The sequence below is a fragment of the Mesorhizobium sp. B2-6-1 genome (assembly GCF_006440475.1).
GTDB lineage: Bacteria > Pseudomonadota > Alphaproteobacteria > Rhizobiales > Rhizobiaceae > Mesorhizobium.
This window is the reverse complement of sequence record NZ_VFUH01000002.1, coordinates 125,729-147,809: the sequence shown is the minus strand read 5'-3', so window position 1 is coordinate 147,809 and position 22,081 is coordinate 125,729. Positions and strand designations below refer to the sequence as shown.

The 22,081-nt window shown below is 57.1% G+C and carries 19 protein-coding genes; 6 read left to right on the top strand and 13 right to left on the bottom strand.

Going from position 1 to position 22,081, the window contains the following annotated elements:
• Positions 1 to 17 precede the first annotated feature (17 nt).
• The 4 genes from rfbA to rfbD are packed head-to-tail and all read left to right on the top strand — an operon-like array spanning position 18 to position 3,428.
• On the top strand, positions 18 to 899 hold the full coding sequence (gene rfbA / locus FJ443_RS05395) for a glucose-1-phosphate thymidylyltransferase RfbA (RefSeq protein WP_140514965.1): 882 nt from the start codon (positions 18 to 20) through the stop codon (positions 897 to 899).
• Positions 900 to 1,454 (top strand): dTDP-4-dehydrorhamnose 3,5-epimerase, encoded by a 555-nt coding sequence (gene rfbC, locus FJ443_RS05390; protein ID WP_140624478.1) that lies wholly within the window; start codon positions 900 to 902, stop codon positions 1,452 to 1,454.
• Positions 1,455 to 1,485: 31 nt separating this feature from the next.
• Positions 1,486 to 2,556, top strand: coding sequence for a dTDP-glucose 4,6-dehydratase (gene rfbB, locus FJ443_RS05385; RefSeq protein ID WP_140663027.1), 1,071 nt, complete (start codon positions 1,486 to 1,488; stop codon positions 2,554 to 2,556).
• Positions 2,553 to 3,428, top strand: a complete 876-nt coding sequence (gene rfbD / locus FJ443_RS05380; RefSeq protein WP_140663025.1) for a dTDP-4-dehydrorhamnose reductase — start codon at positions 2,553 to 2,555, stop codon at positions 3,426 to 3,428. Before rfbB ends, rfbD begins: the two co-directional genes overlap by 4 nt.
• 76 nt (positions 3,429 to 3,504) lie before the next feature.
• On the opposite strand, the gene FJ443_RS05375 is transcribed toward rfbD, so the two are convergent.
• The 11 genes from FJ443_RS05375 to FJ443_RS05325 all read right to left on the bottom strand — a co-directional run bounded on the left by FJ443_RS05375 (position 3,505) and on the right by FJ443_RS05325 (position 16,160).
• On the bottom strand, positions 3,505 to 4,623 hold the full coding sequence (locus tag FJ443_RS05375; RefSeq protein WP_140663023.1) for a glycosyltransferase: 1,119 nt from the start codon (positions 4,621 to 4,623) through the stop codon (positions 3,505 to 3,507).
• A gap of 63 nt (positions 4,624 to 4,686) precedes the next feature.
• Positions 4,687 to 5,802 (bottom strand): glycosyltransferase family 1 protein, encoded by a 1,116-nt coding sequence (locus FJ443_RS05370; protein ID WP_140663021.1) that lies wholly within the window; start codon positions 5,800 to 5,802, stop codon positions 4,687 to 4,689.
• A gap of 52 nt (positions 5,803 to 5,854) precedes the next feature.
• Positions 5,855 to 6,466 (bottom strand): NeuD/PglB/VioB family sugar acetyltransferase, encoded by a 612-nt coding sequence (locus FJ443_RS05365; protein ID WP_140663019.1) that lies wholly within the window; start codon positions 6,464 to 6,466, stop codon positions 5,855 to 5,857.
• Between the two features lie 102 nt (positions 6,467 to 6,568).
• Positions 6,569 to 8,179 (bottom strand): glycosyltransferase, encoded by a 1,611-nt coding sequence (locus FJ443_RS05360; protein WP_140663017.1) that lies wholly within the window; start codon positions 8,177 to 8,179, stop codon positions 6,569 to 6,571.
• Positions 8,176 to 9,330, bottom strand: a complete 1,155-nt coding sequence (locus FJ443_RS05355) for a glycosyltransferase (RefSeq protein WP_246681193.1) — start codon at positions 9,328 to 9,330, stop codon at positions 8,176 to 8,178. Before FJ443_RS05355 ends, FJ443_RS05360 begins: the two co-directional genes overlap by 4 nt.
• Positions 9,331 to 9,488: 158 nt before the next feature.
• Positions 9,489 to 10,241, bottom strand: coding sequence for an ABC transporter ATP-binding protein (locus FJ443_RS05350; RefSeq protein WP_140663012.1), 753 nt, complete (start codon positions 10,239 to 10,241; stop codon positions 9,489 to 9,491).
• Positions 10,238 to 11,020: an ABC transporter permease gene (locus FJ443_RS05345; protein WP_181165147.1), complete on the bottom strand. Its 783-nt coding sequence runs from the start codon at positions 11,018 to 11,020 to the stop codon at positions 10,238 to 10,240. The genes FJ443_RS05350 and FJ443_RS05345 overlap by 4 nt, the downstream gene beginning before the upstream one ends.
• Positions 11,021 to 11,042: 22 nt before the next feature.
• Positions 11,043 to 12,143 carry a DegT/DnrJ/EryC1/StrS family aminotransferase gene (locus FJ443_RS05340; RefSeq protein WP_140629342.1) on the bottom strand — a complete coding sequence of 367 codons (1,101 nt, stop codon included), beginning with the start codon at positions 12,141 to 12,143 and terminating at the stop codon, positions 11,043 to 11,045.
• A gap of 2 nt (positions 12,144 to 12,145) precedes the next feature.
• The gene (gene gmd / locus FJ443_RS05335) at positions 12,146 to 13,234 is read right to left on the bottom strand and encodes a GDP-mannose 4,6-dehydratase (RefSeq protein WP_140663010.1); all 1,089 of its coding nucleotides are present in this window, start codon (positions 13,232 to 13,234) and stop codon (positions 12,146 to 12,148) included.
• An 80-nt stretch (positions 13,235 to 13,314) separates the two neighbouring features.
• Positions 13,315 to 14,730: a mannose-1-phosphate guanylyltransferase/mannose-6-phosphate isomerase gene (locus FJ443_RS05330; protein ID WP_140663008.1), complete on the bottom strand. Its 1,416-nt coding sequence runs from the start codon at positions 14,728 to 14,730 to the stop codon at positions 13,315 to 13,317.
• Entirely contained in the window at positions 14,727 to 16,160 is a 1,434-nt protein-coding gene (locus FJ443_RS05325) for a phosphomannomutase (protein WP_140663006.1), read from the bottom strand. The genes FJ443_RS05330 and FJ443_RS05325 overlap by 4 nt, the downstream gene beginning before the upstream one ends.
• A 542-nt stretch (positions 16,161 to 16,702) precedes the next feature.
• Between FJ443_RS05325 and FJ443_RS05320 the strand changes: the two genes are divergently transcribed.
• Together FJ443_RS05320 and FJ443_RS05315 are read left to right on the top strand one after the other, a co-directional pair.
• Positions 16,703 to 18,685, top strand: a complete 1,983-nt coding sequence (locus FJ443_RS05320) for a nucleoside-diphosphate sugar epimerase/dehydratase (RefSeq protein ID WP_181175067.1) — start codon at positions 16,703 to 16,705, stop codon at positions 18,683 to 18,685.
• A gap of 219 nt (positions 18,686 to 18,904) precedes the next feature.
• Positions 18,905 to 19,444 (top strand): sugar transferase, encoded by a 540-nt coding sequence (locus FJ443_RS05315; protein WP_140494844.1) that lies wholly within the window; start codon positions 18,905 to 18,907, stop codon positions 19,442 to 19,444.
• On the opposite strand, the gene FJ443_RS05310 is transcribed toward FJ443_RS05315, so the two are convergent.
• Positions 19,432 to 20,379 carry an NAD-dependent epimerase/dehydratase family protein gene (locus tag FJ443_RS05310; RefSeq protein WP_140663002.1) on the bottom strand — a complete coding sequence of 316 codons (948 nt, stop codon included), beginning with the start codon at positions 20,377 to 20,379 and terminating at the stop codon, positions 19,432 to 19,434. The two genes, FJ443_RS05315 and FJ443_RS05310, sit on opposite strands and share 13 nt — an antisense overlap.
• 17 nt (positions 20,380 to 20,396) lie before the next feature.
• Positions 20,397 to 21,674: an O-antigen ligase gene (locus FJ443_RS05305; RefSeq protein ID WP_140514968.1), complete on the bottom strand. Its 1,278-nt coding sequence runs from the start codon at positions 21,672 to 21,674 to the stop codon at positions 20,397 to 20,399.
• Between the last annotated feature and the right edge of the window lie 407 nt (positions 21,675 to 22,081).

The window sequence follows — 22,081 nt, the reverse complement described above, 5'->3', positions numbered from 1 at the left end:
ATGTCAAGGAGAGTTTCTTGAAAGGAATTATCCTTGCTGGGGGCAGTGGAACGCGCCTTTATCCGCTAACGTTGGCGGTCTCCAAGCAAATCCTCCCGGTATACGACAAACCGATGATCTATTACCCGCTGAGCGTTTTGATGCTTGCGGGGATTCGAGAGATTCTGGTCATATCCACGCCGCGGGACCTGCCGGTTTTCCGCGAGCTGTTGGGCGATGGATCGGAATTCGGGCTTGAGTTGTCCTACGCCGAGCAGCCGCAGCCCAACGGGCTTGCGGAAGCGTTCATTATCGGCCGCGATTTCATCGGCGCGGACAGCGTTTCGATGATACTGGGCGACAACATCTATTTTGGCGACGGATTGTCCAAGCTTTGCCGCACCGCGGCATCGCGCGAAAGCGGCGCTTCGGTGTTCGCCTACCATGTCGAGGATCCGGAGCGCTATGGCGTGGTGTCCTTCGACAAGACCACTGGAACCGCGCTCACGATTGAGGAAAAACCACAGAAGCCGAAATCCAACTGGGCCGTCACCGGCCTTTATTTCTACGACAACCAGGTTGTCGATATCGCCTCAAGGATTCGGCCCTCGGCTCGAGGCGAGCTCGAAATCACGGCGGTCAACAATGCCTACCTCGAGCGTGGCCAGTTGCAGGTGCATAGGTTGGGGCGCGGTTATGCCTGGCTCGATACCGGCACTCATGACAGCCTGGATGATGCTTCTTCGTTCGTGCGTACAATCGAACGTCGCCAAGGCATCAAGGTCGCCTGTCCGGAGGAAATCGCCTTCGAACAGGGCTGGCTGCGGGCTGACGAAGTGTTGCAGCGCGCAACCCGATTGGGAAAAAATGAATATGCCGCCTATCTGCGCCGCCGGGTGGTCGAGTTGTCGGAGGACTAGATGCTGGAGGTGAGACCCCTTGGCATCGAAGGTCTGCTCGAAATCATTCCGAAGCGGCACGGCGATGCCCGTGGCTACTTCACCGAAACCTGGAACGCCGCACGCTTCGCCGAGGCCGGCCTCGAACTCGCCTTCGTCCAGGACAATCACTCCTATTCCGCCGCGGCCGGTGTCCTCAGGGGGCTGCACTATCAGTTGCCGCCACGTGCCCAGGACAAGCTGCTGCGCGTTGTCAGAGGCAGCGTCCTGGATGTCGCGGTCGATATCCGCCGCTCCTCGCCGACATTTGGAAAATGGGTTGCCCTCGAGGTCTCGGCCGAGAAGGGCAACCAAATCCTGGTGCCCAAGGGCTTCGCCCACGGCTTCATGACGCTCGTGCCCCATACCGAGGTGCTGTACAAGGTGACCGACACCTATTCGCCCGAACACGACCGCTCGATCCGTTTCGACGATCCGGCCATCGGTATCGAATGGCCGCCGCCGGCTGGCGGCTTCCAGCTTTCTGACAAGGACCTCAAGGCGCCGCTGCTCGCCGCCGCCGAGGTGTTTGCCTGATGAACATTGCCAGATGCACGGGGATAGCGGCATGAACTTTCTGGTGACGGGCGGGGCCGGCTTCATCGGTTCGGCGGTGTGCCGGCATCTGTGCGCCAACCCGGCCTACCGGGTGACCAATCTCGACAAGCTGACCTATGCGGGCAACCTGGCCTCGCTGCGGCCGATCGAAAATGCACGAAATTACAGCTTCGCCCACGCCGACATCTGCGACGAGAGGGCGGTGCTCGACATATTGCGCCGCGGCGATATCGACATCGTCATGAACCTCGCCGCCGAGAGCCATGTCGACCGCTCGATCGATGGGCCGGGCGCCTTCATCGAGACCAACATCGTCGGCACCTACCGGATCCTCAATGCAGCGCTGGAATACTGGCGCGGCCTTTCCGACGACAGGAAGGGCCGTTTCCGCTTCCATCACGTCTCGACCGACGAGGTGTTCGGCGACCTGCCCTTCGATGGCGGCATGTTCGTGGAAGAGACGCCTTACGCGCCGTCCTCGCCCTATTCCGCCTCCAAGGCGGCCTCCGACCACCTGGTGCGCGCCTGGCACGAGACCTATGGCCTGCCGGTTGTGCTGTCCAATTGTTCGAACAATTACGGGCCTTACCATTTTCCCGAAAAGCTGATCCCGCTGGTCATCCTCAACGCGCTCGACGAGAAGCCGCTGCCGGTCTACGGAGCCGGCGCCAATGTGCGTGACTGGCTGTTCGTCGAGGACCATGCGCGCGCGCTGGAACTGATCGCCACCAAGGGGCAGCCGGGCGAGAGCTACAATGTCGGCGGCAATTCGGAACGCACCAATCTGGGCGTCGTCGAGACGATCTGCGATCTGCTCGACGCCAGGCGCCCCCGGGCCGGCGGCAAAAGCCATCGTAACCTGATCTCTTTCGTCACCGACCGTCCCGGCCATGATCGCCGCTACGCCATCGACGCCTCCAAGATCGGCCGCGACCTCGGCTGGGCGCCGAGGGAGAATTTCGACAGCGGCCTGGCAAGGACGGTCGACTGGTACCTGGACAACAAATGGTGGTGGGGACCGATCCGCGAACAGCGCTATGCCGGCGAAAGACTGGGCGAAGCGCGCAAGGAGGCGGTGTGAGGCTCGTTGTCACCGGACGCGAGGGCCAGGTCGCGGCAAGCCTTCTGGAGGCTGGGCGCGAAGACGTCAAGGTCATCGCCATCGGCCGGCCGCAACTCGACCTCGCGCGGCGCGGGACCGTGATCGAGGCCATCACCGCCGCTAAGCCCGATATCGTCGTGTCGGCCGCCGCCTACACGGCGGTGGACCAGGCCGAGGACGAACCCGAGCTCGCCTTTGCGGTGAACGCCGCCGGCGCCGGCGAGGTGGCGCAGGCGGCGGCTCGGCTCGGCGTGCCCGTCATCCATCTGTCGACCGACTATGTCTTCGACGGCACCAAGGACGGTCCCTATCTGGAAACCGACGCGACCGCGCCTATTGGCGTCTACGGCGCCTCCAAGCTTGCCGGCGAACAGGCGGTGGCATCAGCCAATCCGCGCCACCTGATCTTGCGCACGGCGTGGGTCTACAGCCCGTTCGGCAAGAATTTCGCCAAAACCATGCTGAGGCTGGCCAGCGATCGCGACGAGATACCGGTTGTGGCCGACCAATGGGGAAATCCCACCTCCGCGCTTGATATTGCAGACGCGATCCTGCATGCGGCACGGGTGCACCGCAACGAGGATCTCGCCGCGTGGGGCATCTATCATCTGGCCGGCACGGGCGAGACCAACTGGAGCGGCTTCGCCCGCCATATCCTGGACACAAGCGGTGGGCTCGGTGGCCCCTCCGCGCGGGTGCGCGATATTGCTGCGACGGACTATCCGACCAAGGCGCGCCGCCCCGCCAATTCACGGCTGTCGAGCGCGAAGTTCGCCTCCGTGTTTGGATGGAGTGCGCCGGTACTGCAGAAGTCGGCGCGGGAGGTGGTCCGTCGTCTCCTGAGCAGGTGACCTAACGGGCTTTGACTGCATCAACAACCATCAACCCGCGGGGGATTCACCGGCTGCCACAGCGCGAAGCCGTATTTCAGCGTCGGCGGTTATCGAGTTGGTGATAGAGCTCGGCGTATGTTTTTCCCATCCTGTCAGCTGTAAAGAGGCGAACATAGCGATTGCGAGCAGCTCGCCCCCAGTTCGCTGCCTCGACCGGCGAATCGACGATCTGGTTGATGGCTTCGGCAAGGCGTGCTGGATCGGAAGGCGGTACGACCAGCCCGGTCTCGCCGGCTTTATTCACATAACTTGTTCCCGTTCCGATCTTGCAAGAGATCATCGGTTTACCGCACATCGCCGCCTCGACGAGAGAAAGCCCGTAGGCTTCCGACCTCTGGTTTGACGGAAAAACGAACCCCAGGCAGTTGTGGAGGAGCGCCATCTTGTGCCGCTCGGCCACCTCGCCGAGGAATATCACATTGTTGCGACGCAACGTCTTGGCCTGAAGCTTCAGGCGCTCTTCGATAGGCCCTGATCCGGCAATAACGATCTTGCACCTGACTTTGTCGGCCGCCTGAATCAGCACGTCCAGCCCCTTATAGTAGCGCAAGACGCCGACGAAGAGCACGAAAGGCTCCGCCACTGCCGCTTGGCACCATCTGTGGTCGGCTTCGGTTGGCGCGGGGTAATCGGTTTCATTGATGCCGATTGGAATGATCGCCGATTTGCCCTCCAAGGCTCTGAGAACGGGGCTCGATTTCAAATAGTCCGGAGATGTCGCGACGATAGCGTCCACATCCCTGAGGAAGCGCAGCATCAGCGGCCGATAAAGAGGCAGCAAAAGCCTCTGTTTGACGATGTCGGAATGGTAGGTGACGACGGTCGGTTTGCCATGACGGGATTGAAAATGCACCATGTCCATGAGTGGCCATGGGAAATGGTAATGTATGAGGTCGGCTTTCCTGGCGAGCGCTCCGAACTTCCGAAAGACCTCGAACGAAAACCCGGTCGACGCCAGTTCGAAATCCAGCTTGGCTTTTCGGGCCATGTGCCCGTCGAGATGCTGCGTGTTCTCGTTCGGAGCACGGCTCAACGAGAGCACTTCGGTTTCAATGCCGCGGCTGGCGGTGCTTTGAGCGATGGCATGTATCGTCCGCTCCACCCCGCCAAAGGTATCGGGCCAGTATGTCTTGAAGAAATGCAGCACTTTCAAATGTTGGTCTTCCGTCTTCGCTCGATGGCCAGTTCAAAAATCTGAAGCATACCCCTGTCCGTGTCAGCGCTTCCTCGCGGCGAGGGCCAATTCGAACACCGCAACCAGGTCTAAGGCACTTTTTCTCCAGTCGAACCGGAGCGCGTTCAGGGGCGCTTTCTCAGCCAGCCGCGAGCGCAACGCATTGTCGAGTGCCAACCGGCCCATCGCGGCGGAGATATCCTGGACGTTGGTCGGGTCAACAAGAATGGCAGCTTCGCCAGCCACCTCGGGCATGGAAGACATATTTGAAGTTACAACAGGCACCCCAACCCCATTTGCTTCGATAATTGGAAATCCAAAGCCTTCGTATAATGACGGCATGACAAGAAACTTCGCTCGGCGATAGAGGACAGCGAGATCGCTGTCCGTGACATATCCCGTAAGTCGCACATCCGATTCGATTTCGAGGCGCACCATGCGCTCGCGCAGGTCGCCGAGACGCCACCCCTGACCCCCCGCTACGACGAGCAGCAGATTTTTCCTGACCGGCTCCGGAAGCAGCGCATATGCTTCCAGGAGACTTGGCAAGTTTTTGCGGGGTTCAAGTGTGCCGACAAAGAGGGCGTATTCGCGGTCGATGCCTCTGTCCGCAAGCACGCTGTTGGTCCCGCCATCCTCCAGGCGCGTCAGTCCAGGGTACACCACGTGCAGTTTCTTGGAGACCTGTGGATACAGCATTCGAATGGCATCGGCCGTAGAGCGCGAGACTGCGACGATCTTATCCGATGAAAATATTGCAGGTCGCATGAGGAAGCGATCGCCGAGCCAACCCTGCAAACGCATTGTCGATGCCGCATGGTGCCATACGAGATCGTGAATGGTCACAACGCGGGGGATATCCGGATCCAAACTAAAGGGCAATCTGTGTGCAGGGCCCCAAAAGATGTCGATTTTGTCGCGGGCTGCCTGTTTGGGTAAGATGGTTTGAGCCCAAATCATGCGCCTGAAATTGCCTGCATGACCAGATATCCGAAACGTTCCGCCCGATAGACGAGACAGATCCGACACCGGTCGCTCCGGGAGATACAGAAAGATTTCGTGACCGGCTTCCGCCAACCCACGGCACATCTCCAGCACATAGCGGCCGATGCCTGTGAGATTGTGGACAAGGTTGCGGGCATCAATGCCGATTTTCATGAATCGGACCGTTTTTTCTGTTCGAGCCTGAAAGGAAAGCGGCTGGCGCTGTCTAGCCGTGGGCTCGACGGGCCGGCGTGCCTGTATACACGCCGGGCACTTCAATGTCTCGGACGACCGTTGCGCCAGCGCCGATGATGACATTGTCGCATATGCAGATCCGATCAATTACGGTCGCACCTGCGCCAACCAGAACCTGTGTGCCTATTCGACAACGGCCTGCAACGGTGGCATTGACGGATATATGCGAAAAATCACCGATCACGCATTCATGGTCAACGATTGCGCCGCTATTGATGATGACGCCCGGCCCGATCTTTGTAAGCGGTCCCAAATGGGCCTGATGAGCGACCAGTGAGCCTTGCCCGATCTCACATTGCCTCCCGACAGAGGCAGTCGGTGCGACGAGCGTCGCAAGAGGAAGAAGCGCGCTCCCGCATTGCGCGCGTCGCCGCGCATTGTCACCCGAGCCCGGAAACATGAGCCAACCGGCGCCGGCGGCATTGCTGGGAAGAACAGCGACAGCAGGAAAGCCCGCAAATTCCTCACCGGCCTTCGCCTGGTCATCGATGAAAATCAAATCATTGAACCCTGACGACAGCGCTATATCCCCTACGCTACGCGCATGGCCGCCAAAGCCCAGAATGAAAAGGCCTTTGCTCATAGTGATGGTGTTATGCTTGGCATCAGATCTCGCCGAGATGTGTGTTGGACGCAGCCTCGATCTGATCGATCTCGTTAACACTCATATAGTCTTTCTCATGTCCTATCGTTTAGGCTCTCGCCCCTGAAGTCTCGGCTTTTTCTGTTCGGTAGCGGACCTAAGAATAAGATCAAGGTATTCGTTAGCGACGTTATCCCAAGATCTTAATGACATTGTTTCGAACAAAGATTTCTGTGCCGTCAATAAGGTCTGGTCGTTGTCTAGGCCCCACAAGATTTTCTGTAACATCTCCTCACGATCTTGAGGATCAAACGTCATAACGTCAAGCAATTCTTGATCTTGAATGATCTCGGTTACCACTGGGATTCTGCTCATTATCGACGGGGTGCCAACTGAGTAAGCCTCAGAGAAAGTAAACGGGAAGCCGCCTTCAAACTGCGTCGGCGTTATTGAAAGAACAGCAAGTCTATAAAGAGATGCCAGAACATAATTGGGCACAGACGGGAGAGAAATAACGTCCCTCTGCAAACCACGGTCCTCAATGAGTTTTCGAATTCGTTCAATGCCCGTTGTACGGCCAGTAAGGATTAATTTTACAGGGCGATAGTTCTCTCTAAGCACTCTTTCAAAAACAGTTATCAACGCCTCAACGTTCTTGTGAGGCCGAACTTGTGACGAGTAGAATAGGAATTTTACATCGTCAAACCGAAAATCATGAAGGTACTCGGGAAGGCTATCTTCCTTCTGTTTCAGATATTTGTGCAGGACGTCAAGCGCATCCTGTCTGGTTCCATTCCCCCGTTCAATTGAAGCCATATCGACAAAGCCATGCCGGATCACGGTTACACGGTTCGGATTCACGTGATGTCGGTTAACAATATGATTGGTCTTCACGTGATCGCTGTAGGTAATCAGGCGATCCGCGCCAGCAATGCTCTTCGATATTCGATCTAACATTCTCATGTCAGCCGGAGTGATGTACTGCGCCGGGTGCTCATAGAAAACAATGTCAGGAGCAGCCATTACTACGTTGCCGCGGAGACCGGATATCTCCGGCCAGAACATCGAAGGGACATACCAGACATCAATGTCCCGTCTTTTATTCAGCAGTTTGACGAGGCGATTAAGCTCGTGTGATTGAACGGTGTCGAGCGGCCCTACTGTGTTGAGAAGATAATAGAGCCTGGCCATAAACCAGTTTTTAGCACGGAAGTATCGATTAGTCCTAAATCTGGAAGAGAGCTTTTTTCCCACATAAACCAAGGTAACCAAGCTTATCGAAATTAGCAGTGGGAGCGCAAATATGGTTGCCAAGATGATCAGAAGGAGAACGCCGAAAAAGAACACAAAAAAAGATGAATTCGACAACCAGTCAACAATAAGACGAGTGCCAGCGGCCAAATATTTGAATAGACGAGTTCGTTTTGGCTTCTTTGATCTGGGCCGGTGGAATATCTTCGTCCAAACTCTCCACAGTTTTATGAGGTACGGCTCGCCCTTCGTTGTTATGATATCTACGGAGCCAGCCGGCACACCCGCATCGTCCAAAAGATTGATGATATCGGTCTTTAGCCATGCAGGACCGGCGATAGTAACTGATATATCTCCGGATTTTACAGCTCCACGCACAATAAAACCAAGCAGACGCGTGATGCCCTCGTGTGGCACCAACTGCCTCGGTGTGTATCCAAGAAAAATGCCAAGTTTCTTCATGGCGCGATCCCCTTCAGCATAGCCCAATACTCTGCCGCGTATCGCTGCCAGGAATGCTGAGAGAGATCTTCACGGCTCGGTAGGGCCATGCGTACCCTCCCGGCTTTCGTTTCCATCTCTTTTAGAGATTCGGCCATTTCGGGAACCGAACGGGGATTAAAGAATTCCATCGGGATTGCGAACCGGTTTCCTATGTAATGCATTTGCGGGTATCCGCTTACAAGGGACGGGCATCGAAACCACGCGGCCTCGGCAACCGCAAACGTACCATTGTCTATAATGGTAGGATGCCAGAGGAATTGGGCGCCGCTTAATGTCTGGGCGTATGCTGCATCAGAAAGTTCACCCATAAAATCTATGTTCTGTTGAAGTGATTCTGACGCTTCGATCATCCCTCTTAGTTTTTTGATGTAAGGGATATCCAGAATTTTCTCCGGTATTTCGTGCTCCGGGTTCATTCGAAGTGAGTTCGGGCCGACGATCTTCGCCCGCAATTTCCCGTCCAGCTTTTCGTAGTAGCGCTGCAAGGCATCGAAAGCTCGAATATGATTTTTATGTTCGGTCGGATTTGTCGGCCATATAAAGTATGGATCAGAATCCAGCTTGGTATCAGCCAGTATTGGAAACACCGTTGGATCGAAATCCATGGGAGCGAGATGAACCTTTTGAGCCGGGACACCGACATAAGATATGACGTCTTCTTTGGTGTGCGGGGTGGTTACAATTACGGCGTTTGCTGCCCTTACAGTCTGAATACTCGGCATATCAATCTTGCCAAAAGATTCCCTCGGCATGATCTCCGGAACATATCTCTGGATATAATCAGTCGCAAAAACCACATAAGGCATGATCGGAGCCAATGGTTTCGGCGCCCTGTCCGAAATGAGGATCCATAGATCCGTGTCAGTTAGGTTCTTGACGCCATCTTCAGGAACGCAATAGTCATCAAATAGAGTTTCGACAAAGCGATGGCTGTGAGCGTTGGCGATATGGACGTTCTCAGCAGTGAAATCTATCCAGTCGAATTCCCGGACATCAATGCCATCTTCTAAGACTTCATGAAAGTCGAGGGGAATGTCATAGTAGCCGGAAAGGACAGCGATCCGGACGCCGCAAGGTGTGCCGAAATTTCTGCTCCCCTGCTTGATCATTTTCGCAATGCTCTTCGTAACGCGCAGAGAACCACCACGATAAGCAATCGGCAAAATGAGCGTTATATGTCTCAGCAATTTCTCACCGTGAGCTTTGTTTGGGCCTTTCGTCGGGGCCGGTTGGTTGGTCAGATTGAGGAGAACGCTTGGGCTCGTGATTAAACAGCGATACCATTCGTCCTATTGTATTCGGAGATCGCATTGAGGATATCGCCGTCAAAAATGATCTCGCCGTGATGAAACACAATTCCCCTTGCACATATGGATTGCAGTGTTGTGAGATCATGCGAAGCTAAAATTAGAATCTCCGCCTGCTCGACAAGATCCAGGATGCGTTTGCGCGCTTTTCCCATGAAATTCGCATCACCGGCACCGATCACCTCATCGAGGAGGAGAATGTCACCGCCGACCGCTGTCGAAATCGCGAAGGCGAGGCGCACCTGCATGCCAGCGGAATAGGTTTTGATCGGATAGTCGATAAACTCCCCGATATCGGCAAAGGCGACAACTTCGTCTTCTATCGAGCGCATGAATTTGGGCGAGAGACCGAGGAGAAGTCCGCGATACAGGATGTTCTCCCGGCCGGTGGCATCAGGCTCGAAACCCAAACTCAGGTCGAACAATGACCGGACGGTTCCCTCGACCACACGCTTTCCGGAAGATATCGGGTATAATCCTGCCACCATCTTGAGGAACGTGCTCTTGCCGGCCCCATTGTGTCCTAGAAGGCCGACACGTTCGCCAGGACCAATGTTCAGGCTAACATCCTTCAATGCGTGGATGTCGACGATCTTCTTGCCTCCTCCGTTCAACGTCGCCAGCGATGCCAGCATGGATTTCAACGACCGCTCGCTGAAGCCGACGGATGCATAATGGAGGTTTACCGATTCGAGGCGAATCCGATTTGTCATAGGTAAAAGATCACCCTCTTTTCGGCGGACCTGCCCACGAGTGCTGCGATCAGCATGAGCACTGCGATAGTCCCGAAGCACCACAGATAATTGGCAGCGACGGGCCATTCACCATGCAGGAGTGGAGCGCGCACGATCTGGAGGAGGTGATAAAGCGGATTGTAGTCCAGCAGGACATGCAGATTGCCTTTGCGGAACACCGAAGTCTCGAAATAGATTGGTGAGACAAACCATAGGGCTTGCAATATCAGGCCAAGCGCATGCGGCAGATCGCGAAAACGGGCAGAAAAATATGCCATTATCGTTGCCCACGGCCAGACAATCAGACCGATGATCGGGAATATCGTGAGGGCGGCAAGCCAAGACCAGCCGAAATTCTGCGGCATAACGACAAGCACCCAACCGATGAGGCTGATGCTGGCCAGGGCAAGCACCATAAGCCCGGAAATAACGTTTCGAAGCGTATATATCGCTAACGGGTGACGTGTCTGCTTGATGTATGCGTCGGCCTGGACGAAAGCCAATGCGCCTCCACTCACATTGAAGACGATGTATTCCCAGATGATGACCCCGGAGAGAATGTAGGGCGCATATTCCGAGATCGCGGCATCGAAGATGCGACTGAACACGATGGAGATAAGGATCGTTAGGCCCAGAGGCTGGATAATCGACCACAGGACACCGAAGAAGGACCTTCTCCAGCGACCGCGCAGATCGGACATCGCGAGATGCATCCAAAAATATCGCGCGGCCCAAATGCCCCTAAGATACTCGTTCACAGGCCATTTCCTTAACGCAAAGTCACCGCGGTCGATCCTCGAAATAACCGATGATCGAAGAACATATGCGGTTCAACTGTTCCTCGGTCAGTCCGGGGTAGCTCGGCAGATTGATGCCACGCTTGCTTACGCTATCGCCATTCGGAAAGGCCCGGTCAGAATAACAGTGCGGCATGTGGCTGGCTAAGGGGAAAAACGGGCGTGTCTCGATTTCGTCGTCGGCAAGACGCGCACGCAACCGATCTCGATCCTCAACTTGGTCAACGACGATCGAACACATCCAGTGCGAATGATTAACGTCGCCCACGGGATCATGGGTCCTCAAGGGAAGTCCGGACAGTCGGGTCCGGTATATCTCTGCGACCTGCTGTTTGCGTTTGATGATCTCTTCAGCCATCTCGAGCTGGGCAAGCCCGATCGCCGCCTGGATATTGGTCATCCGATAATTGTAGGCGAGCATGTCGTGCCAGTATTCGCGGGTCGGCGAAACACCTTGGCTTTTCAGGCGCCGACACTTGTCCATCACCTCAGCCGATCGCGCCAGAACCATTCCGCCTTCGCCAGTTGTGATTGTCTTGTTCCCGAAGAAACTGAAGGTGGCAACATCACCAAACGTGCCGACATGCCGGCCTTTCCACCGGGTCCCGAAGCCTTCCGCGCAGTCCTCGATGAGCAAAAGAGCATGATCGCGGCAAAGGGCCGAGATCGCATCCATATCACAAGGATGGCCATACAAATGCACCGCCATGACCGCGCGGGTTCTCGGGGTTATAGCGTCACGTATTGCCTGCGGATCCACCTGCAGCGTGTCTTCCAACGAATCGACGTAGACTGGCGTCGCGCCGGTCTGCAAAATGGTGTTGACCGACGCTATGTAGGTGAAGCTTGGAACGATGACCTCGTCGCCGGCACCGATGCCCAATGCATCCAACACAAGGTGGATGGCTACGGTACCGTTTGCCACGCTTGTCGCCTCTTTCGCGCCTACATACTCCGCAAAAGCCTTTTCAAATCGGGATATGAAGGCTCCACGCGAGGAAATCCAACCCGTAGTCAAGCACTCGTTGACATACGCCGATACGTTTCCGCTAAGGTATGGCTCATATACTGGAATTCGTGCCATGGTTATTCTGCGCGAGTGAAGCGTTGATAGCCATGCGTTGTAAGCAGCTTTTCCTGCTCGGCACCCTTAAAGTCCTCGCGAATCATTTCTTGGACCAGCTCGGTGAATTTAATTCTAGGTTCCCAGCCAAGGTTCTTTCGAGCTTTACTGGCGTCGCCAAGAAGCGTTTCGACTTCTGTCGGCCGAAAGTAAGCCGCATCGACAGCCACTATACATTGACCGCTTTTGTTATCGTACCCTTTCTCGTCGACGCCTTTTCCCTCCCATCTTACGTCAATATCCAGTTCCGCAGCCGCCAGGGTCACAAATTCGCGCACGGAATGCTGCTCGCCAGTTGCGATAACGTAATCCTCAGGCGCGTCCTGTTGCAACATAAGCCATTGCATCTCAACATAGTCTTTGGCATGCCCCCAGTCGCGCAGTGAATCTAGATTACCCAGGTAAAGCTTCTCTTGCATGCCTAGCTTGATCCGTGCCAGCGCTCGCGTAATCTTACGCGTCACAAACGTCTCACCTCGCATTGGGGACTCGTGATTGAACAGAATGCCGTTACACGCATAGATGCCGTATGCTTCGCGATAATTGATCGTAATCCAGTATGCATACAATTTGGCCACGGCATAAGGAGACCGTGGGTAGAATGGCGTGGTTTCCTTTTGCGGCGTCTCTTGCACGAGCCCGTACAGCTCAGACGTAGACGCCTGATAGAAACGGACCTTCTTCTCCAAGCCGAGAATTCGGATGGCTTCCAAAATTCTCAACGCCCCTAGAGCGTCGGAGTTGGCGGTGTATTCAGGTTCCTCAAATGAAACGGCTACGTGACTCTGTGCCGCCAGATTGTAAATCTCATCCGGCTGAACGAGCTGAATGATCCGCATCAGACTTGATGAGTCAGTCAGATCGCCATGATGCAACGTCAGATCTACACCCTTTTCATGTGGATCATGATACAAATGATCGATGCGATCCGTATTAAAAAGGGATGTGCGGCGCCTTACGCCGTGAACGGAATAACCCTTTTCCAGCAGGAATGCCGCCAGATAGGCGCCGTCCTGCCCGGTGATGCCGGTTATCAGTGCTTTTTTTTTCATCAATGTTCTCGATGTATCCGATTTGTGTCCGCCCAGCCCCTAAGGCTTTGCCGCCCCCAGCACCGTGAGCCAATGGATTGTCAGGCGCGGCCGTATACGTCGTCAAAACGCACGATATCGTCCTCGCCGAGATAATCGCCGCTTTGCACTTCAATGATCACCAGGTCAATCCGGCCCGGGTTTTCCAGCCTGTGTTTATGACCGCAGGGGATGTAGGTTGACTCGTTGGTCGCCAGGAACAGCTCCTGGTCGCCATTGACTATTTTCGCGGAGCCGCTGACCACGACCCAGTGCTCGGAGCGATGGTAGTGCATCTGCAAACTCAAACGTCTGCCGGGTTTCACCTCGATGCGTTTGATTTTGAAGCGCTCGCCTTCCTCCAGAACCGTATAGGTGCCCCACGGCCTATGTACGGTGCTGTGGACCAAATGCGCCTCATGCCCGGAAGCCTTGAGGCCCTCGAACAACTTCTTGACGTCCTGAACGCGATCGCGGGAGGCGACAAGCAATGCGTCGGGAGAATCGACGATCACCAGATCGCTGACCCCGACCGTGCCGATGACGCGTTTGTCGGAACTTATATAGCTGCCGGTGGTGTCCACCATATGAACATCGCCGCGTAGCCTGTTGCCGCTTTCGTCAGGAGTGATCAAATCGGCCATTGCGTTCCAAGATCCGATGTCGTTCCAATCCATGTCGCAAGGAACCACGGCAAGATTGTTCGCCTTCTCCATAACCGCATGATCGAGAGAGATACGCGGAGCGGAGCCAAAATGCTCGGGCGCGAGTTCGATTTTGGCAAAGCCTTCGCCTTGACTGAATCGGCCGTTCTCATAACTGTCGGAAACCGCCTGGATCACTTCGGGGCAATGCAAAGCCATCTCGTCGAGCATGCGTTGCGCGCTGAAGCAGAATATCCCCGCGTTCCAGAAGAAGCGTTTGGAGGCGACATAGGCCTTGGCTGTGTCGAGATCCGGTTTCTCAACGAAGCGGACGACTTTCTCACCATCGGCTTCGATGTAGCCGAATGCCGTGTCCGGTCTGGTCGGGCTGATGCCCAATGTGGCAATCCGCCCCAGTTTTGCGTATTCGATGGCCCGGCCCATAACGTCTAGAAACGCAGGCAAGTTGCCAATCATGTGATCGGCCGGGAAGACGCATAGAATCGCATCAGGGCCCTGCGTTGCCTTGGTATGGACAGTGGCTGCCGCCACGGCAGCGGCAGTATCCCGGCCTTCCGGCTCGAGCAGAAACGTACGTGGCAACACAACCGAATCCAGTTCGTCGAAGTCGTCCTTCGTGAGGAAAAGGTGGTCCCCGGACGTTACAGCCACGAGTTCCACCACTCCCTCAATCGACGCGGCGCGCAGCACTGTGTGCTGAATAAGCGAATGCCCGTCCGCCACTTTAAGAAAAGGCTTGGGGTGCGATTGCCTTGAGGCAGGCCATAGTCGCGATCCGGCTCCACCGCTGATTATGACGGGAACCACTTTCATGAAATGACCTCTGCTTCGTTTGTGGATGCGATCGCCAGCGCCCTGTCGAGCGTCAGCGCCACAATCGCTCTCGCTCTGCCTGGGTCTGCTGCCTCCGAATAGCAGCGAAGTTCAGGCGCGTTGCCGGACGGCCGCAGATGGATGATCTCGCCAGTCAGCATTTGTGTCCTTAGGCCGTCGGTCTCGTCAACTTCAGCAACAATCCCGAACGGGGCCAGAAACCGCTGCAGTGCAGGCCGATCCGCGAGCCGACGCATCAAGCTGCGCGAACTCTCCACTGGGAAATTCTCAAGGCGTTCGCTTGCACAGGCCGGAAGATTCCACAACGCGCGCAGACCTGACAGCGACTTTCTTGTCGACGCGACCATTCCGAGGACAGCCAGGATGGGGAGCAGTGAATCCCGTGTCGGCAATGCCGTCAATGTCTTGCCGTGTAGCGAACAGTCCGACCCCAAGAGAACGCCACCATTGGCTTCAAAGCCCACAACGATTTTCTCGGGGTGGTGTGAGGCTTCCATGGCTTCGACGACGAAGGGAGATCCGACCTTCGTTCTCAGAACCGTAAAACCGAAGGCTTTCGAAATACCTGAATTGGAAGTCACGGGCGTCACCACGATGTCAGCCCGCAGGAACAGAGCCGTGGCGAGGCCGATCAGGTCGCCGCGAAACAGGTCACCATTCTCGTCGGCAATCAGTGGCCGATCAGCATCGGCATCGGTCGACACGATGGCGTCGAGGTGGAATTCTCGCGCCCAACCCTTGAACTTTGCAATTGTGGTTTCGTCAACGGCTTCGGTATCGACGGGCACGAAGGTCTCCGATTTCCCGACAGGTGTCACATCTGCGCCAAAGGATCGGAGAACCTCCACCAGAAGATCCGCCGCGACCGAACTGTGCTGATAGACGCCGAGCCTCAGGCCCGAAAGGGACCCAGGCTCCAAGATGTCATCGGCGCGCGCGCGATAGGCGGCGATCGCATTGTCGTGATGTCCCGGCAAAGCCGTACCTATTGGCGGCGGGGGGCAATAGGCGTCTAGCCGTTCGGCAGCATAGTGTGCCATAGCGGCTTCATCGGCCTTGGTGATCTCGCCCCGCGGGCTATAGAACTTGATGCCATTGCGGTCCGCAGGGATGTGCGAACCCGTAACCATGAGCGCCGCTGCGTCATGCTGCCCGGCATACAACGCCAAGGCTGGCGTTGGAATGGCACCGCAATCGATCGGTTGAAACCCACTTGCCGCCAAGGCAGCCATGCAGTTGGCGGCGATCGTCGGACTGCTATCGCGCAAGTCGCGACCAACGAACACCTTGGCCTTCGATCGGACCCCATCGGCAACGAGACGCCAAGCGAAAGCCTCCGTATAAAGGCCGCTGGGTTTCCCGACTAATTCTGAAGCCAACCCTCGCAGGCCACTTGATCCAAACTTCATCACTTCGCTTTGGCTGGTAAAGGGAAGACCGTCATATTGCAGCAGACTTGGCTGTCAACCGCAAAATCGCTTCGGGCGGTTCACCTTTCCTTCCAGCTATCCACACTGCATTCCCAGCCGCGTCGACAGGGTGAGAGCCGTCTGGCGTCAAGGACCGAGCGATGGCCTCACGATCGCGCTGCCGGCATTCTCGAACCGCTTGATATCTGCGGAACCATAGGCCATAGGTCGAGAGCAGACCGCACCAGGGCAAAGAGTAGTCAAGGATTGACCTCTCCGGTCGACCCCTCTCTCTATCCTGAGTTGCTGTCGGACTCTAGGGCTCTTTGCAGTTGATGTGCAAGATCTTGATCAAACGGACTTTCTCTTCACCCGCCAACCTATGAAAAAATCTCTGGCGATGATTTCAAGTCCACGCTATGCGATACACGCGGCGGGGGCCGAAGATTTGGTACTAAAAAGAAGCCGCCGGTGACGGATGGTATTCGCTCTAGAGCCACTTTAGTATTGAAGTCTTCGCGCCTGGAGTTCAGTACCGTCCGATGAAATCCTATGTAGAAGCTGTACCCGGACTCCGGCCCACAATGCGTCGCGCCATCATCATGATTCAAGACATCGCCATGGTTCTGGTGGCGGTGGCGCTTAGCCTGACTTTATCGCAGTCGAGGCTGTCGTTCGAAGCGTTCTCTCCAGCGGGTTTCGCTTGCTGGGCGAGCATCATTATTCTTAGTCATCTGTTATTCAGATATTGCGGCCTCTACAATACTGTGTGGCGCTTCGCCTCGACGCCGGATTTCTTCAACATCCTGAAGGGCTGCGCAATACTGACCATCGTCCTTTACTGTGTTTCGCTTTTTGTTCGTTCCTTTCAGCCGGTGGCGGGCCTCAATGAGCGCCAGTTCATCGTCTTCTTCCTGGTTTCTTTCACGATCATCTCGGCGCCCCGGATTTTCTACCGGTTCTTTCGCGACGGCGCGAGCTGGCGCATTCTGAGTCGCGGCAAGGCTTCGACCAAGAGAGCGGTGTTTGTCGGCAAGCTGAGCGAGGCCGACGTAATCATCCGTTTCACGCGCACGACGCAGCCTGTAGAGTATTCAATTGCAGGGATTATGGCGATTGAGCACGGTGTTCCGCAGGGCACTCGGATCCAGGGCGTTCCCGTCGTGGCCACCCGCCCCCGCCTGATCGAGGTGCTGGAAGAATACGCCAAGGGTACGACAAGCCTGGACCTGCTGATTTTCGGCAGCGGCGCCGAACATGAGATCGAGGAGTATTCGGAGCTCGTCCGTGTTGCCCGGCAAGGCGACATAGCGGTGGTGCAGTTCTCGGGGCTTTCGCAGCTTGGCCAGGAAGGAAAGCTCGTTCTCGACGAGGTCGAGATGGAAACGATCCTGCGCCGCCCCACGGTTCCGTCCGACATCGAACGCATCGGGGCCTTCGTCGGCGGCAAGCGCGTCCTGGTCACCGGCGGTGCCGGTTCCATCGGCCGCACCCTGGTCAAGAGGTCACTGGAACTGGGCGCGGAGGCGGTGCTGGTTGCCGATAATTCCGAGTTCGGCATTTTCCAGTTGAGCCAATATGTCGAAGAGAAGGACCATGACCGCCTCAAGGTCCGCATTGTCGATGTCGCCGACCGGCGCCAGATGACGCGTGTCGTCACCGAGTTCAAGCCGGACATCGTTTTCCACGCCGCGGCACTGAAGCATGTGCCTTTGCTCGAGGAAAACTGGGATTCGGCCATCCAGACCAATGTCTTCGGAACGCTTGTCTGTGCCGAGGTTGCCGCCAAATGCGGCGTCAAGCAATTCGTGCTTGTTTCGAGCGACAAGGCCGTGGACCCGACATCCGTGCTGGGCCTGACGAAGCGGGCGGCCGAACAGATCGTCAGCGCCTTGCATGAAACGCCCGCCGGCGAGGCCGGCGCACGGCGCCCCGCCACCAAGTTCATAGCCGTTCGGTTCGGCAATGTCTTTGGCAGCAATGGCTCGGTCGCAACCATATTCCAGGCGCAGATCGAGGCCGGAGGTCCGGTCACCATAACCGACCGGCGCATGACGCGCTATTTCATGACCGTGGCCGAAGCCGTCGACCTCGTCATCATGTCGGCGGCCGATGCCGCCTCGCGGAAAGCCGGCGACGACTACGCCGTCTACATGCTCGACATGGGCAAACCGGTGCCGATCCTCGAAGTTGCCGAGACGATGATCCGCATGTCCGGAAAAAGCCCATACACGGACATCCCCATTCGCTTCACCGGAATCCGGCCCGGTGAAAAACTCCATGAAACGTTGCATGGTGAGGATGAGGAGCTGGTCGAACTCGGCATTTCCAAGATTTTTGGCCTGAGCACCGATGTCGCGGAATGGTCCGATGTCCAGGCGGCGCTTGCGGCCCTGCAGCAATCCGTGAAGAGCCAGGACAAGGCATCCTCGCTCGCGGTGCTTGCGGGTCTTGACCATACCAAGAAGGTAAGAGGGGACGTGCCCGAGGCCGTGATCCCGAAAGCGGCCGGGCAGGCGAACTGATGCTTCGAAAGACCCTGGCCTTCTTCGGCGCTTGAGCAGTCTGCGCAAGAGCGGCATTTATCGGCGGACCTTCGGGACCCTGGGGCGCTGGCTGGCATTCCTCTGCGGGCGCACCCGAGCAGGCGAGGGGTCGAGCTTGGTCGAGCGATAGCCTCATGCTACGTCGAGCGGATTCGTATTTTCGTCTTTGGTTTTGGCAACGAGCACTATCGGCGGTTCATGAAGACAGCCAAGCAAATCTTCGATCTTGCCGGCGCGGCGCTGCTGCTCCTGGTCACTTCACCCGTCCTGGCGCTCGCTGTCCTGGCTGTTCGTATATCGTCGCCCGGTCCGGCCATCTTTTCTCAAACGCGGGTTGGCCGCGATGGCGTGCTCTTTCGCTGTCACAAATTGCGCACGATGTATGTCGGCACGCCATCCTTGCCTTCGCACGAGGCGCCGGCGAATGCCGTGACGCCGGCCGGAAAGACCCTGCGGAAGTTCAAGCTCGATGAGCTGCCGCAGTTCTGGAATGTTCTGAAGGGCGAGATGAGCTTGGTCGGACCGCGTCCCTGTCTGCCGACGCAAACCGAGCTGATCGAGTGCCGCCGACGGCTGGGCGTTTCATCGGCGCTTCCCGGCATCACCGGCCTGGCTCAGGTCAAGGGCATCGACATGTCGGACCCGGCCCTATTGGCCGAAACCGATGCCGACTATCTCAAGGTCGCGTCCATCGGCCTTGATCTTCGCATCCTGCTTGCGACGATTTATCCAGGTTGAGCTTGCCTGCTGCGCGCCGCGATTTCGCTTAGACGATCAAGCGTCGCTGTTTCCGGCAGCCAGCCCTGCGAGACGAGCAGGGAAGGGTCGCATATCTGTGTCGCCGTCATGCTTTCCCAAAACGCCCGCTTGCCTAGCGCCACCGCGGCCATCCGCATCAGGCTGGCCGGTACGGCAGCCAGGCGCACCGGCCGCCCAAGTCCCTTACGGAAGGCGCTTACGACGGCTGCCACCGACACCGGAGGCACGTCGCTGGCTATATAGGCAGGGCTGAGCGGCCCCGGATGAGCCAACAAATGCCGCACGGCTTGCGCGGCTGCGTCGGCCGACACCAGCGAGCGGGTTCCTGTCAGAATACCTGTCGGCAGCGGCAGGCCCGTATCGGCCAGGCGCATCAGCATTGCCAGATTGCCCTTCATGCCGCTTGCGTAGGCCGCCGGCAGGCGCAGCACGGCGGCGTCGGCGCGGCCGTGCGATGCATAGGCGTCCAGGACCCTGATCTCGCCCTCGCGTTTCGAGCGCCCGTAGGCGCATTGCGGATCGGGGACCGTATGCTCGTCGATCGTTGCGCTGACGCGGGCGCCGATCACGGCCCGGACCGATGACAGTTGGATGAAGCGTCCGCTTGCCTGCATGGCAGCCGCATGCGCCAGCCGCGCGCTCAGTTCCGCGTTGGCGGCTCGGTAGTCGGCTTCGGTGGCCTCGCCTTGATCATTGTTCAAGCCGGCGCAGTGAACGACGTCCGTGACGTCACGGGTGACGGCAAGGAAGTCCTTGGCCGGCGCATCGAAACGCGGCAAGCCAACGATGTCGCTGCCCGAAGCGAGCCTTTCTGGGTAGCGCGAGGCGAGGCGAACCTCCACCCCTGCCTCGCAAAGCCTTTGCACGACAAGGCGTCCGATGAAGCCCGATGCGCCTGTGACCAAGACCTTCATTGCCTTGCCCGGAGCCGCTATTGCGTGACTGGCGGAAGCGGCATCTCTTCCGGCAACGGGGCCTGACGTCCCGACGCAAGATAGGTCCCGGATACCAGGAAGACCATGAACACCGAATCCAGGATGTCTTGGCCGATCAGGATGCCTGTCATCCCAGCCGTCAGGTAGGTGATCACCATGACGACGACCATGGTGGCGCCAAAGCGCTCGATCGGGTCGGCGCTGTTGCGCAGGACCAGGGCGGCGTTTCTGCCGGCGACGACAAAGATCGCCGCCAAAGTCACGGCGCCCAGGATGCCCGCCTGTACCAATGCCGTCAGGAAGCCATTGTGGAAATGATTGAAACCTGCCGTTTTCGCGAACAGGTCTTGGAAGCCCTGCCTGATCAAGAGCTGGTTGGCGCCCACTCCGTGTCCGAACAAGGGCATGTCGCGAAATGCCTTCAGGCCGATGTCCCAGAGGGCAACACGTATTCCAAGCGAGGTGTCGGAATTGCCGTGCGCCCCAAGCGCGTCCCAATCAGAGCGCAGAAAATCAAATCTGTCGGATATCGTATGGAATCCGATAGCGGCGACCGCGACGCCGATCGCCGCCATCAGAAGCAGCAGACGGACGGCATTCTTCCCTTTCAGCCAATGCTGGTTGATCAACAGCACGGCAATGCCGGAAATCAGCAGCGCCAGCCAGATGATACGCGTGCCGGAATAGATGATGGCGATCGTTCCGCCGAGCGCTGCGCAGATCAGCGCACTCTTGTGCCTTTCGATGCCCGACAGGGCACCGGCCACGCAGGCCATCACTGCAAGGCAGACGACCGTGGCGAACACGATCGCATTTCCCGCTCCGCCCTCCGCCCTCATCCCGATCCAATATTGCTGGATGATCGCCAACAGCAGCGCGACGAAACAGGCGGCCATGCTGCTGAGGATTATGATCCGGACAAGGGTTGTTTTCTGCGTAATGCTCCAGGTTGAATAGGAGAGGGGGAAAAACAGGAAGGTGACGAGCGGGATCAGATGCGGCGCATCCCTGACAATTGCGTTATTGGCGAGCGAAGCCAGGAGATTTGCCGCGCAATAGGCATAGATCGCGATCGTGAGCGCCATCATCGCCCGGTCGATGTTGAAGCGCCTCTTTTTCGAGGCGATCAAAAGAACCGACCACAGGCCGCCGCCGTTGAACACGAAGCTCACCACAGACCCCAGGACCGGTGGAAAAAAGAAGCAAGCGATGGAAAAATAGATATTGATCCGCGCGGGCGAGAACTGCCGTCTTATCGATGAAAGCTGGCTCAAGGGCGGCTCACCATTCTCGGACGCTTCACACGGCGGATTGTCTGACGGCGGCGAACATAGCCCTGCCGAAATTGCCCGTGTCGCATCGTGCATCTGCCCGCTTTCAGGGGCCGGTATAGCGGCTTGGGTCTTTTTCTGAAAGTGCATCAAGGCCGATTGCCACCGAAAATCGGTAGTCGCTGGCAGACGATCGGATTTGGGCGCGGCGAAGACTGCGTGCTTTTCATCAAGCAATTTTTTCCCCCGCATTTTCTCAGCCGGCGGCGTGACAAGCAGGAATTTCCGCATTTTGACGCATGGATGGAAAATTCATTCCCGAACCACTCCTTGCCAGGCGCGTCTTGCATTGTTCTGGGCAGCGGCGATCTGCTAGAACGCCCGGAAGAATAACATTGTCCAGAAGCAAG

Excerpts from the sequence above, each read along its gene's own strand:
- rfbC (WP_140624478.1), top strand. The coding sequence starts at position 900 with ATGCTGGAGGTGAGACCCCTTGGCATCGAAGGTCTGCTCGAAATCATT.
- rfbB (WP_140663027.1), top strand. The coding sequence starts at position 1,486 with ATGAACTTTCTGGTGACGGGCGGGGCCGGCTTCATCGGTTCGGCGGTG.
- FJ443_RS05370 (WP_140663021.1), bottom strand. The coding sequence starts at position 5,802 with ATGAAAATCGGCATTGATGCCCGCAACCTTGTCCACAATCTCACAGGC.
- FJ443_RS05365 (WP_140663019.1), bottom strand. The coding sequence starts at position 6,466 with ATGAGCAAAGGCCTTTTCATTCTGGGCTTTGGCGGCCATGCGCGTAGC.
- FJ443_RS05360 (WP_140663017.1), bottom strand. The coding sequence starts at position 8,179 with ATGAAGAAACTTGGCATTTTTCTTGGATACACACCGAGGCAGTTGGTG.
- FJ443_RS05355 (WP_246681193.1), bottom strand. The coding sequence starts at position 9,330 with ATGATCAAGCAGGGGAGCAGAAATTTCGGCACACCTTGCGGCGTCCGG.
- FJ443_RS05350 (WP_140663012.1), bottom strand. The coding sequence starts at position 10,241 with ATGACAAATCGGATTCGCCTCGAATCGGTAAACCTCCATTATGCATCC.
- FJ443_RS05340 (WP_140629342.1), bottom strand. The coding sequence starts at position 12,143 with ATGGCACGAATTCCAGTATATGAGCCATACCTTAGCGGAAACGTATCG.
- gmd (WP_140663010.1), bottom strand. The coding sequence starts at position 13,234 with ATGAAAAAAAAAGCACTGATAACCGGCATCACCGGGCAGGACGGCGCC.
- FJ443_RS05330 (WP_140663008.1), bottom strand. The coding sequence starts at position 14,730 with ATGAAAGTGGTTCCCGTCATAATCAGCGGTGGAGCCGGATCGCGACTA.
- FJ443_RS05325 (WP_140663006.1), bottom strand. The coding sequence starts at position 16,160 with ATGAAGTTTGGATCAAGTGGCCTGCGAGGGTTGGCTTCAGAATTAGTC.
- FJ443_RS05320 (WP_181175067.1), top strand. The coding sequence starts at position 16,703 with ATGAAATCCTATGTAGAAGCTGTACCCGGACTCCGGCCCACAATGCGT.
- FJ443_RS05315 (WP_140494844.1), top strand. The coding sequence starts at position 18,905 with ATGAAGACAGCCAAGCAAATCTTCGATCTTGCCGGCGCGGCGCTGCTG.
- FJ443_RS05310 (WP_140663002.1), bottom strand. The coding sequence starts at position 20,379 with ATGAAGGTCTTGGTCACAGGCGCATCGGGCTTCATCGGACGCCTTGTC.